This is a genomic window from Streptomyces sp. NPDC058371 (genome assembly GCF_042723265.1).
Classification (GTDB): Bacteria; Actinomycetota; Actinomycetes; order Streptomycetales; family Streptomycetaceae; genus Streptomyces.
Genome location: NZ_JBHXJC010000019.1, coordinates 107171 through 118661 on the forward strand (window position 1 = coordinate 107171; position 11491 = coordinate 118661).

General features: G+C 71.8%; 11 protein-coding genes. 3 read left to right on the top strand and 8 right to left on the bottom strand.

Going from position 1 to position 11491, the window contains the following annotated elements; all coding sequences use genetic code 11:
* Positions 1-89: 89 nt before the first annotated feature.
* Positions 90-1019 carry an LLM class F420-dependent oxidoreductase gene (locus ACFWM2_RS36550; RefSeq protein WP_383289327.1) on the top strand — a complete coding sequence of 310 codons (930 nt, stop codon included), beginning with the start codon at positions 90-92 and terminating at the stop codon, positions 1017-1019.
* Between the two features lie 85 nt (positions 1020-1104).
* Here the strand turns inward: ACFWM2_RS36550 and ACFWM2_RS36555 are convergent, their stop codons facing one another.
* Together ACFWM2_RS36555 and ACFWM2_RS36560 are read right to left on the bottom strand one after the other, a co-directional pair.
* On the bottom strand, positions 1105-2799 hold the full coding sequence (locus ACFWM2_RS36555; RefSeq protein ID WP_383289330.1) for a flavin monoamine oxidase family protein: 1695 nt from the start codon (positions 2797-2799) through the stop codon (positions 1105-1107).
* Between the two features lie 52 nt (positions 2800-2851).
* Positions 2852-3664: a carbon-nitrogen hydrolase family protein gene (locus tag ACFWM2_RS36560; protein ID WP_383289333.1), complete on the bottom strand. Its 813-nt coding sequence runs from the start codon at positions 3662-3664 to the stop codon at positions 2852-2854.
* A gap of 295 nt (positions 3665-3959) precedes the next feature.
* On the opposite strand from ACFWM2_RS36560, the gene ACFWM2_RS36565 reads away from it, so the two are divergent.
* Positions 3960-4109, top strand: coding sequence for a hypothetical protein (locus ACFWM2_RS36565; protein ID WP_383289337.1), 150 nt, complete (start codon positions 3960-3962; stop codon positions 4107-4109).
* 148 nt (positions 4110-4257) lie between these two features.
* Here ACFWM2_RS36565 and ACFWM2_RS36570 read toward each other — a convergent pair whose 3' ends face one another.
* From ACFWM2_RS36570 to ACFWM2_RS36590, 5 genes are all read right to left on the bottom strand, one after another.
* Positions 4258-5817 (bottom strand): HAD-IA family hydrolase, encoded by a 1560-nt coding sequence (locus tag ACFWM2_RS36570; protein ID WP_383289340.1) that lies wholly within the window; start codon positions 5815-5817, stop codon positions 4258-4260.
* 120 nt (positions 5818-5937) lie between these two features.
* Positions 5938-7008, bottom strand: coding sequence for an ABC transporter ATP-binding protein (locus ACFWM2_RS36575; protein ID WP_383289343.1), 1071 nt, complete (start codon positions 7006-7008; stop codon positions 5938-5940).
* Between the two features lie 3 nt (positions 7009-7011).
* Complete coding sequence (locus ACFWM2_RS36580; protein ID WP_383289346.1) at positions 7012-7842, bottom strand: ABC transporter permease; 831 nt, start codon at positions 7840-7842, stop codon at positions 7012-7014.
* Entirely contained in the window at positions 7830-8756 is a 927-nt protein-coding gene (locus ACFWM2_RS36585; RefSeq protein ID WP_383289349.1) for an ABC transporter permease, read from the bottom strand. Before ACFWM2_RS36585 ends, ACFWM2_RS36580 begins: the two co-directional genes overlap by 13 nt.
* Complete coding sequence (locus ACFWM2_RS36590; protein WP_383289352.1) at positions 8753-9910, bottom strand: ABC transporter substrate-binding protein; 1158 nt, start codon at positions 9908-9910, stop codon at positions 8753-8755. The genes ACFWM2_RS36585 and ACFWM2_RS36590 overlap by 4 nt, the downstream gene beginning before the upstream one ends.
* A gap of 219 nt (positions 9911-10129) precedes the next feature.
* Here ACFWM2_RS36590 and ACFWM2_RS36595 point away from each other — a divergent pair, with 219 nt between their 5' ends.
* On the top strand, positions 10130-10870 hold the full coding sequence (locus ACFWM2_RS36595; RefSeq protein ID WP_383289355.1) for a GntR family transcriptional regulator: 741 nt from the start codon (positions 10130-10132) through the stop codon (positions 10868-10870).
* Between the two features lie 167 nt (positions 10871-11037).
* Here the strand turns inward: ACFWM2_RS36595 and ACFWM2_RS36600 are convergent, their stop codons facing one another.
* Positions 11038-11490 (bottom strand): Lrp/AsnC family transcriptional regulator, encoded by a 453-nt coding sequence (locus tag ACFWM2_RS36600; protein WP_383289358.1) that lies wholly within the window; start codon positions 11488-11490, stop codon positions 11038-11040.
* Position 11491: the final 1 nt, after the last annotated feature.

Genomic DNA, 11491 nt, shown 5'->3' on the forward strand with positions numbered 1-11491 from the left:
TCCGGCCACATCCGCACCGCCCGGAACTGCCCGTCCAGCACGGGACGTTGATTGGTAGTCACATCCGGAAACGAAGGAGCGGACACATCATGGCGACGCGCCTCGGCCTGGGCCTCCCCCAGATGCGGCAGTACGACCTCGGACGGGACGTGCCCGATGTGGCACGCGCGGCCGAGCGGATCGGCTTCGAGAGCCTGTGGGTGTTCGAGCGGGCCCTGTTCCCGGAGCCCGCCACCCAGGGGCTGTACGGAATCGAGGGCCTGCCCTGGCCCGAGCGGTACCGAGGCGTCGCCGATCCCCTGGTGACCCTGGCCCTCGCCGCGGCGGCCACCGAGCGCGCCACGCTCGGCTCGAGCGTGCTCGTCGCTCCGCTGCATGTCCCCTTCCAGCTCGCCAAGTCCCTCGCCACGCTGGACGCGGCGAGCGGCGGCCGGGTGGTCGCGGGCCTCGGCACCGGCTGGTCCCTCGACGAGTACGCGGCGGCCTCGGTCCGGCCCTTCGACGAGCGCGGCCAGGCCCTGGACGAGGTGATCGAGGTGTGCCGCGCGGTCTGGGGCCCCGACCCGGTGGTCTACGACGGCAAGGTCACCCACATCGCCTCGGCGGTGGTGGGGCCCAAGCCCGCGCGGCCGATCCCGATCCTGCTCGCGGCGAGCTCGAGGAAGGCCCGGCGCCGGCTCGTGGACCACGCGGACGGCTGGCTGCCGATCGGCATGGGGGCCGCCCAAGTGGCGGCGCAGTGGCGGGAGTTGCAGGACCTGGCGGCCGAGCGCGGCCGCACGGAGCCGCTGCGCACGGTGCTGCGGGTCAACGCGGAGTACACCGCGCAGGCCCACACCGGCGCGAAGCGACAGCCGTTCCAGGGCAACGTCGAGCAGATCGTGACGGACCTGGCCGCCTACGCCGAGATCGGCCTCGACGAGATCCTTCTCGACCTCCAGGGCGGGACACGCGACGCCGAGGAGCTCAAGGACGCGGCCGCGGCGGTGTACACGGCGGCGCGGGCAGCGGGGATCTGAGCCGGGAGGCCGCGCGGCAGCGGCCCGGGGGCCCGCTCAAGAGGCAGCCGGCCCGGGGGAGCCGCAGAACGGCTCCCCCGGCGGATCAGTCCTCGGGCAGTTCCACCGGTGCGATCTCGTCGTAGACGTCGCCGGGCCCGGGGTTGGTCGGGTCGGTCGTCCCGCCCAGCTGGTGCATGACGCCCCAGACCGCGTTCAGCGCGGTCTGCACGGCGCCCTCGGCCCAGCCGGCCGTCCAGGAGATGTCGTCGCCGGCGAGGTAGATGCCGCGCTTGTCCTCGGGCAGGGCGTCCTGCATGAAGTGCGTGAACAGGCGCCGCTGGTAGCGGTAGTGGCCGGGCAGGTTGGCCTTGAACGCGCCCATGAAGTAGGGCTCGTTCTCCCAGGAGACGGTCACCGGGTTGCCGATGATGTGCTTCCTGATGTCGACCTTCGGATAGATCTCGCCGAGCGACTTCAGCATGACCTCCATCCGCTCGTTCGCGGACAGCGGCAGCCACTTCAGGCTGTCGTCGCACCAGGTGTAGGAGAGGCAGATGACGGCGGGCTTGTCCGGGCCGTCGTCCAGGAGGTAGGTCCCGCGCGTCATACGGTCGGTGAGAGTCATCGACATGACGTCCCGGCCGGTCTGCTCGTCCTTGTCCAGCCAGAACGGCCGGTCCACGGGCACGAAGAGCTTGCTCGACTCCATGTAGTGAGTCCGCTCCATCGCCGTCCAGTGGTCGATCGGGAAGAGCGCGTCGTCACAGGCGATCTTCGAGAGCAGCAGCCAGGACTGCGCGGTGAAGATCGCCGCCTTGAAGGTGCGGATGTCGCCGTTCGCGTCCGTCACGGTGATCCGGTTGCCGGACGTGCGGTTCAGCCGGGTCACGGCCGGGCGCGGAGTCCCGTCGTGCAGCGTCGAGAGCGACGTGCCGTACGCCCAGTGCACGATCTTCTCCGGCTCGCGCTCCCACAGGCGCAGCGGCAGCTGCTGGGAGCCGCCGACGATGCCGCGGTGGTGGTCGTCGGCCTCGGTGTAGACGACCCGCAGGATCTCCAGGATCGAGTTCGGGAAGTCGGTGTCCCAGCCGCCGGTGCCGAAGCCGACCTGGCCGAAGATCTCGCGGTGCCGGAAGGACTTGAAGGCGTCGGAGTCGCAGAGGAAACCGTAGAAGGTCTGGTTGTCGAACTTCTCGACGAGCTGGGACCAGATCTCGCGGATGCGCGGGACGTCGCGCTCGCGCATGGCCTGGTTCATGTCGCTGAAGTCGGCGCCCTCTTCCAGACAGGCGCTCCAGGCCGCCGCGACCTGGCGGTAGACCTCGGGCAGATCGTCGATGGTCTCGGCGTAGTGCGACTCGCCCTTGAGGTCGACGACGGTCGACGGGGTCGCCTCGGACAGGGGGTTGGGGAACGCCTGCGTCTTCAGGCCCACCAGGTCGATGTAGTGCTGCAGGGCCGTCGAGGAGGGCGGGAAGCGCATCGCGCCCATCTCGGCGGTGAGGGACGGGTCGCAGCCGTCGAAGCCGACGGTGCGCAGCCGGCCGCCGATCTGGTCGGCCTCGTAGACGACGGGCTTGAGGCCCATCTTCATCAGCTCGTAGGCCGCCACGATGCCGGACAGCCCGCCGCCGATGACCGCGACCTCCGTGCCGTGCTCGGTGGCCGGTATCTGGCCGAGCCCCGCGGGATGCGCGAGGAAGTCGTCGTACGCGTACGGGAAGTCCGGGCCGAACATGGTGATCGGCGGCTGCTGCACATCGGCGTGCTGGACGGCGTTGGGCACCGTGGACGTCATGGGGTACGGACTCCTTGCGGGAAAGCTGTTCGGGGGGAGGGCGGCGGGCTGCTCAGACCAGCGACCCGTAGAGACCGGGACGGCGGTCCTGCAGATACGGGTTCGCCTCGCGCGAGGCCGCGAGGAAGGCGGGGTCGGCGTCGGCGAAGACCAGCTCCTCGCCGCGGCCGGCCCGGGCGCGGGCGACTCCGTCGGGCCCGGCCAGGGTGGAGAGGCCGACGAACTCGAACTCGCCCTCCGGTCCGGTGCGGTTGACGTAGGCGACGTACATCTGGTTCTCGAAGGCCCGCACCGGGACGACGGACTCGGCGACGAACTGGAAGGGGTGCATCTGCGCGGTGGGCACCAGGAGGAGGTCGGTGCCGGCCAGCGCGTGCGCCCGGACGTTCTCCGGGAACTCGACGTCGTAGCAGATCATGAGGCCGACGCGCAGTCCGCCGAGCTCGGCCTGGACGACCGGCTGGTCGCCCGGGGCGAACTGGTCCCGCTCGAAGCAGCCGAAGAGGTGGGTCTTGCGGTAGTTCGCGAGACGGGTGCCGTCGGCGGAGATCAGCTGCGCGGAGTTGAAGACGCTCCCCGCGCCGTCGGCCGCAGGCGCCTCCGCCCCGCTTTCGGGGTAGCCGTAGGCGATCGCCACGCCGTGCCGGGCGGCGATCTCGGCGACCGCGTCCGCGGACTCGCCGTCCGCGGGCTCGGCGAGGCGGGCGATGTCGTCGCCGATCGCGTATCCGGTGAGGAACATCTCCGGCGCCACGACCAGTCCCGCCCCCGCGGCGGCGGCACGGCCGGCGGCCTCGTCGAGAACCTTGAGGTTCTCGGCGACGGAGCCGGGGCTGCCGGAGCTCTGGAGCAGGGCTGTGCGCATGCGTGTTCCTCGCCGGTACGGAGGGATTTGGGGGGCCAGATAGACGGTACGGTCGCCGGGCTCGGCGGGACAAGGAGGAGCCGTTGCGTGCCGGTGAACGAATCGTTGCGTGCGTCCCGCGCCACGCGGCGATTCGTTGCGCTGCCCGAGGCTCGGCTCCCGTCCTCCTTGAGGCGCAGGTCACAACCGTGCCCCGCCGGACCGCGGAGGGCCGGTGCCACCCTCGCCGCGAGGTGCCCGGGGCGGGCCGGCGGAACAGTGGTGGTTGTCCGCTTCACCTGCAGAAAGGCCCGCCATGAGCCGTCCCACCCGGCGTACCCGACTTGCCGTGCTCGGCACCGCGCTGCGGCCCAGCGCGGGGGCGACCGGATCCGCCGCCGCCTCGGGCGGCGGATCCGGTGCGTCCGAGCGCCGGGAGGCCGCCGCACCGAGCCGAAGTGCGTGAGTTCCGCACCCTTCGAGAAGGCCAAGCGACTTCACGGTCGTGCCCTGGCAGCCGAAGCTCCAGCCGGGCGGCACGGCTCGTGCGACGCGACGGCGACGGCTTCGTCGCGGCGCGCCTCGCCGGTACGACGGGCGGGGCGCCGACCGGCTCACCTCGCCGATGCGTCCGCGGGTTCCGCAGTCGCGGCCGGCGCATCCGCGCGGCCTGCACCGAGCACCGGGCCCCGCTGGCCCAGCGCGAACGTCGTGATCACCGCCGCGTGGTCCGAGGGCCAGTCGTTGGCCGCCACCTCGGGCCACGCGCGCGGTGAGCCGCTGACGAAGGTCCGGGAGTCGAGCACCCGCAGCCCGCTGCCGTTGTGCAGCACGAAGTCGATCCGGTCCTGCGGCTCGGGACGCCCGCTGCCGTCCTCGTGCTCGGCGTGCACGGGCGACCAGGTGTGCCCGGGATCCCGCACGGGGTCGGGCCGGGCCTCGCGGTAGGAGTCGCGCAGCCCCGCCTCCTGGGCGGCCTTCGTCACGGGCCACTCGACGTCCGGCCAGTCCAGGTGCGAGGGCGTGTTGAAGTCGCCGGTCAGCAGTACGGGCGTGGCCTCGTCGGCCGAGTCGGCGATCCGCCGCAGGATGTCCCGGATCTGGGCGAGCCGCACGTCCTCGTGGGCGATCAGCTCCGCCTCGGGAAGCCCGTCGAAGCGGGCTTCGTAGGGCCCGTACGGGGTGTAGTCGAGGTGGACGCTCCAGACGGCCACCTCCGGGCCGCCGTCCAGCCGGATCCGTACTCCGGTGCCTCCGTAGAAGCCGACGTCGGGGTCGCCGAGACGGGCGGTGATCGGGTACCGGCTGATGACGCCGAGGTTCTCGCCGGCCTGGTGGTGGTGCCAGCCGAGGGCGTCGGCGAGTTCACGGGCGGCGGTGCCGTACGTCTCCTGCAACCCGACCACGTCCGCGCCGGTCTCCGCGATGACCTTGAGCTGCTTCTCGCGGTGGTCGTCGACCTTCGTGCCGCCGTACCAGAGGTTCCAGCTCATCACCTTCAGCTCGCGGGGCGCGACCATGGCCCGCAGCCGGTCCGGGGTGACCTCCTCCAGGCTGGTGAGGACGGTGCGCCCGGGCGCGGAGCTGATCGGCGCGAGCGAGGGCACCGCGAGGACGGCGCAGCCCGCGGCCTCGGCGGAGGCCACGCCCGTCTCGGTGTCCTCGACGGCCACGCAGGCCCCGGGGTCGACGCCGAGAGCACGGCAGGCGGCGAGATACGGGTCCGGGGCCGGCTTGGTGCGCCCGGTGTCGTCGGCGGTGACGGAGACGGCGAAGTGCCCGGCGCCGAGGGCGGCCAGCACGGTGTCCGCCACGGCGCGCGGCGACGCGGTCACCAGCGCGGTGGGGACGCCCTCGCGCGCCAGGTCCTCGAGGAGCCGCAGCGCACCCGGGCGGGGCACGATGCCGGCGCGCACCCGGTCCGCGAACTGACGGTGCAGTTCGGCGCCGACCTCGTCCGCCGCGGCTCCCGTGCCGTCGGCGAGCCACCCGGCGGTGTACTCGACGGGGCGCCCCAGCACGTCCGGCTGGTCCGCCTCCGTCAGTCGGCGCCCCAGCCCGGCCGCCACCTGCTCCACCGCCTGCCACCACAGCCGCTCGGTGTCCACGAGCGTGCCGTCCATGTCGAACAGCACGGCCTGGAGCGGGAGTCGGGGGGTGGTGCGGTCGGTCACGGTGCTCTCTTTCGTCGTGGGGGTGCGGTGGAGCCCGGCGCTCAGGGCGCGCTGCGGCGCCCGGCGTTCAGGGGGCATTGCGTAGCCCGGCGCTCAGGGGGCCGCGGCGGAGCCCGCGGCTCAGGTGCGCTCGGCGATCAGCACCGGCCGCTCCGGCAGGCTCACGGTCACGGCGGCTCCGGAACCGAGCGCCGCGGCCTCGTGGGTGGGCAGGTCGGCCTTCACCTCGGTGGCGTCGGCGAGCCGGACCGTCACCCTGGTGGCCGCGCCCAGGAACGCGGTGGCGACGACGCGCGCGTCGCCCGCGGCGTCCGCCCGCACCCGCACCGCCTCGGGCCGTACGAGGACGTCCACCTCCGCCGTGGGCGCGTCCCCCTCGAACGGCAGCCGCTGACCGAGCACGTCGACGACGTCCGCGTCCAGCCGTCCCGGAATCCGGCTCATCGTGCCCACGAACTCGGCGACGAAGGCGGTGGCGGGCCGGCCGTACAACTCGGCGGGTGCCGCGCACTGTTCGAGCCGGCCGCCGCGCATGACGGCGACCCGGTCCGCCATGGACAGCGCCTCCTCCTGATCATGTGTCACGAACAGCGTGGTGATGCCCAGTTCCTGCTGGAGTCGGCGGATCTCCTCGCGGAGACTGAGCCGCACCTTGGCGTCCAGGGCGGAGAGCGGTTCGTCGAGCAGCAGCACGCGCGGGCGCAGGGCGAGCGCGCGGGCCAGCGCGACGCGCTGCTGCTGGCCACCGGAGAGCTGGTGCGGGAAGCTCTCGCCCTTGTCCGCGAGACCGACGAGGTCGAGCAACTCGGCGGCACGGGCCCGCCGTTCGGCCGTACGCACCTTGCGCATCCGCAGTCCGAACGCCACGTTGTCGAGGGTACTGAGATGCGGGAAGAGGCTGTACGACTGGAAGACCATCCCGGCGTCGCGCCGATGGGCCGGCACGCGTGTGACGTCCTCGCCGTCGACCAGCACCTCACCGGCGTCCGGGTGTTCGAACCCGGCGAGCATCCGCAGGGCGGTGGTCTTGCCGCAGCCGGACGGGCCGAGCAGCGCGAGGAGTTCACCGGGCCGCACGGTCAGATCGAGCCCGTCGAGGGCGACAGTGGTGCCGAACTCGCGGCGCAGGCCACGGAATTCGACGGTGGCGGCCGTGGTGGGGGCGGCCTTCTCAAGCGTGGTGACGGTCATGGTTCATCCCCGGGAGGCGGAAGCGGTACGGGAGCGTCCGCCGAATCCGGCGAGCGCGAGGAGCAGTGCCCAGGTGACCAGCAGGCTGAGCACGGAGACGGCGACGGACAACTGGGCCTGCGATCCGCTGATGTTGACGATCCACACGGCGAACGGCTGGAAGCCGAGCAGCTGGGCGACGGTGTACTCGCCGAGCACCAGCGCCAGCGTGAGGAAGGCCGCGTTGAGCAGCGCGCCGCGCAGATTCGGCAGCACGGCCCGCACCAGCGCCTGCGGCCACCCGGCCCCGCAGCTGCGGGCGGCCTCGACGAGGGTGCGTACGTCCATGGCGCGCAGTCCGGCGTCCAGGGCCCGGTACACGAAGGGCAGCGCCATCACGACGTAGGACAGGACGAGGACGAACGGGAAGTCGGGGTTCTGGATCGCCACGAACGTCTGGAACAGCGGGGTGTGGGAGAGGTGCTCGGGTCCCCACTTCAGGACGGTGCTCATCCCGGCGACGAACGCGATCGGCGGCACGACCAGCGGCAGCGAGCAGACCACCTCGACGACGGGCCGCAGCTTCGGCGCGCCGAGCCGCAGCGCGACCATGGCGGGCACCATCAGCAGCAGGACCACGACGATGGTGGCGGCGGCCAGTTCCAGCGACAGGACCAGGCTGGAGACGAAGCCCTCGGTGCCGACGATCCGGGTGTAGGCGTCGAAGGTGACGCCCTGTCCCGGCACATCGACCGTGAAGACGACGGAGGCGGCGAGCGGAACCAGGAAGTACAGACCGGCCGCGGCGAGGGTGATCCCGCGCCAGGGCCGTACGGACGTGTTCAGGCGAGCCATCGCGCGCTCCGTCGTTGCAGGGGCAGGTACACGGCCATCACCAGGCCCGCGATCAGGACCATGTCGAGGCTGAGGGCGAGCGCCACGTTCTCCTGGCCGACCAGGACGTTGCCGGAGAGCGCGTCGGCGATCTGCAGGGTGACCAGCGGCACCGAGCTGCCCACCATCGCGGCGGCGGTGGCGTACGCGGCGAAGGCGCTGCCGAAGAGGAGCACGACGCCGCCGAGCAGCGAGGGCGCGAGGACGGGCAGGGCGACGTGCCGCCAGTACTGGACCCCGGTGGCGCCGTTGTTCTGCGCGGCCTCGCGCCACTGGGTGCGCAGTCCGTCGAGGGCGGGCGTGATGGTGAGGACCATCAGCGGAATCAGGAAGTACAGGTAGACGAGGGTCAGGCCCCAGAAGCTGTAGAGGCTCCAGCCCTGGTCGGCCAGGCCCAGATGGCGGGTCAGGACACCGGAGTTGCCGAGGGTGGCGACGAAGGCGAAGGCCAGCGGGACACCGCCGAAGTTGGCGAGCACACCGGAGGCGGTGAGCACGGCCTCGCGCAGCGCGCGAAAGCGGGAGGTCACCACGGCCTGGGCGAGCGGCAGTCCGAGGAGGGCCGCGAGGGCCGCGGAGACGGCGGACAGCTTGACGCTGCCGAGCAGGGCGGTGAGGTACGCCCCCTGCACGGAGTCGGTCACGTTCGCCGCCGTGTACGAAGTGGCGCCGGTGGTCTGGTCCTTGACGGTGAAGGCGCCGTTCAGCATGGCCAGGGCGGGGATCCCGAAGGCGATCGCCACGAAGGCGAGCAGCGGGACGACGGCGAGCCAGCCGGCCGCGCGGGGCCGCCGCTTCGGGGAAGCGGCGGGCACCACGTCGGCCGGAGGGAAGGCGGCACCGACCTCGGTCGTCTCGGTGGTGGGGGTCGTCATCCGGAGACGGCCTTGCCCCAGCCCTGGGCGATGACGCCCTTGGCCTTGCTCTGCTGCGCCTCGGTCGGGAAGGACGGCGTGCCGGAGACCTTCGGCAGCTTGGCCGCGGCGGTCTTGTCGAGCGTACCCGCCTTGTCCATGGCGGTCATCAGAGCCGGGCGGGCGTAACCCTTGAGCCACAGGTTCTGGCCCTCGGCGCTGTAGAGGTACTCCTCCCACAGGCGGGCGGCCGCCGGGTGCGGGGCGTCCTTGTTGATGGCCTGCGAGTAGTACTGGGAGAAGGAGCCGTCCGTCGGGACCGCGACCTTCCAGTCGACGCCCTTGGACTTGAACTCGTCGGCGTACCCGGCGTTGAGGTAGTCCCAGTCGATGCTGATGGGCGTCTCGCCCTTCTCGACCGTCGCGGGGGTGGACTCGACCGGCGTGTAGTTGCCGTTCTTCTTCAGCTCGGCGAAGAAGTCGAGGCCGGGCTGGATGTCGTCGAAGGAGCCGCCACTGGCCAGCGCGGCCGCGTACACACCGCCGAAGGCCGAACCCGACTTGGTGGGATTGCCGTTGAGCGCGACCTGGCCCTTGTACTGCGGCTTGAGCAGGTCCTTGAAGGTGGCCGGACAGGCCTTGACGCGCTTGGCGTCGCAGCCGATGGAGATGTATCCGCCGTAGTCGTTGTACCAGCGGCCCTTCGGGTCCTTCTGGCCCTCGGGTATGTCGCCGAAGCCGGCCACCTCGTAGGGCGCGAGCAGGCCCTGCTGGGCGGCGCTCAGCGCGAAGGAGCTGCCGAGGTCGAGGACGTCCGGGGTGCGGGACTGGCCCTTGCGGGAGGTGACCGCGTTGATCTCGTCCTGGCTGGAGCCGTCCGGGTTCTCGACCTCGATCTTGATGCCGTACTTCTTCTTGAACCCGTCGATGAGGGCTCCGTAGTTGGCCCAGTCGCGGGGCAGAGCGATCGCATGCAGCGTGCCCTCCTTCTTGGCGGCCGCGACCAGGGCGTCCAGGCCACCGAAGTCCGCGGCCGAGGTCGCGGTGGCCGCGCTCTTGCCGTCGGCGGTGGTCGACGCGTCGTCGGGGGCCGCGCCACAGGCGCTGAGCGTGAGGGCGGCGGCGACGGCGAGGCCGCCGGTGAGGACGGCGGTCCTCGGCAGGAACACGGTCACGGTCTCTCCAGGGGTGCGTACAGGGCTCACACGAAGTCGAGAACTTGTCTGAACAAGTTGGCCTCAGTAGGCACGCCGTTGATGTCCTGTTCGTAAACTCTGGCGAAACGCGTGACCTCGATTCCCTTCCCTCTCGCAGCTCGCACGAGTCGACGCGCCGACTCGTTTACGCTGGTCGCGCTGCGCGCACTGCGCACAACTCTGCGCGAGAGAGGGAGCATGGCGGCACGACACGAGGAGATCGCCGAGGAACTCAGACGTGCCATCGACCGCGAGCAGTACACGGTCGGCAGCCTGCTCCCGGCGGAGACCGAACTCGCGGCCCACTACGGCGTCTCGCGCGGCACGGTCCGCCAGGCCGTGGCGGCGCTGACCGCCGAGGGACTCATCGGGTCACGCCAGGGCGCGCGCCGCGTGGTCCTGGCCGGCCGCCGCAGCCAGAGCTTCGCCGAACTGCGCAGCTTCGCGCAGTGGGCGCGCGCGATGGGGCGGGACGCGACCGGCCGCGTGGTGTCGTCGCAGCTGCTGCCGGCCACCGCGGAGGACGCGGTGCGCCTTCAACTCAAGGCGGGCACAACGGTGTTGCACGTCCTGCGGCTGCGCGGCCTGGACGGCGAGCCGGTCCTGCTGGAGCGGACCGTGTACGCGGACTGGATCGCGCCCGCTGTCGAGGCGATCGAGCCGGAGTGCCCGTCGGTCACCCAGCGCCTGTTCGAGGACGAGGGGCTGGTCTTCGCGTACGGCGAGCACGTCATCGACGCGGTGGCGGCCGGCGCGCAGGACGCCGAGCTGCTCGGCGTGCGCCGCACCAGTCCGCTGCTGCGCGTACGGCGGGTGACCACGACCCGCGAGGGGCGCCCGGTGGAGTGGTCGGACGACCGCTACCGCTCGGACGCCGTGAGCTTCAGCGTGAACAACTCGATAGGCAACAACGCCCTGGCAAGGAAGACGGCCCAGTAGCGGCCTCTTCAGGCGCCGAGCACCGGAGCGCCCGCCAGGGGCGCGGGGAACCGGAGCGCCCATCAGGGGCGCGGGGAACTGCGCGACAAGCCACAACGAGCCCGGAGCCGCGAAGAGGCGAGACCCCACCACCCCTGGGGCGCACCAAGCACTTGAGGGGGCGCCTACTAAGTAGGTGACCCCGAGGAAAACCTCCGCAGCAGCGGCGAAAGCACCAGCACCGACTTGGTCCGCTCCACGAACGACTCCCCCGCGATCCGCTCCAGCACGCGCTCGAAGTGCCGCATGTCGGACGCGAAGACCTGGACGACCGCGTCCGCGTCACCGGTGACGGTGGACGCGGCCACGACCTCCTGATAGCGCTCCAGGCCCCGCCGGATGGTCTCCGGGGAGGTGTTGTGCCGGCAGTAGATCTCGACGAACCCCTCGGTCTCCCAGCCGAGCGCCGACGGGTCCACCCGTACGGTGAATCCGGTGATGGCGCCGGTCGCCCGCAGCCGGTCCACGCGCCGCTTCACGGCGGGCGCGGACAGGCCGACGAGTTGTCCGATGTCGGCATAGGAGCGACGGGCGTCCTCGGCGAGGGCGTGCACGATGCGTTCGTCGAGATCGTTCAGCAAG

Bases quoted from the DNA above. Each gene is read 5' to 3' on its own strand.
- ACFWM2_RS36550 (WP_383289327.1), top strand. From the start codon at position 90: ATGGCGACGCGCCTCGGCCTGGGCCTCCCCCAGATGCGGCAGTACGAC.
- ACFWM2_RS36555 (WP_383289330.1), bottom strand. From the start codon at position 2,799: ATGACGTCCACGGTGCCCAACGCCGTCCAGCACGCCGATGTGCAGCAG.
- ACFWM2_RS36560 (WP_383289333.1), bottom strand. From the start codon at position 3,664: ATGCGCACAGCCCTGCTCCAGAGCTCCGGCAGCCCCGGCTCCGTCGCC.
- ACFWM2_RS36565 (WP_383289337.1), top strand. From the start codon at position 3,960: ATGAGCCGTCCCACCCGGCGTACCCGACTTGCCGTGCTCGGCACCGCG.
- ACFWM2_RS36575 (WP_383289343.1), bottom strand. From the start codon at position 7,008: ATGACCGTCACCACGCTTGAGAAGGCCGCCCCCACCACGGCCGCCACC.
- ACFWM2_RS36580 (WP_383289346.1), bottom strand. From the start codon at position 7,842: ATGGCTCGCCTGAACACGTCCGTACGGCCCTGGCGCGGGATCACCCTC.
- ACFWM2_RS36585 (WP_383289349.1), bottom strand. From the start codon at position 8,756: ATGACGACCCCCACCACCGAGACGACCGAGGTCGGTGCCGCCTTCCCT.
- ACFWM2_RS36595 (WP_383289355.1), top strand. From the start codon at position 10,130: ATGGCGGCACGACACGAGGAGATCGCCGAGGAACTCAGACGTGCCATC.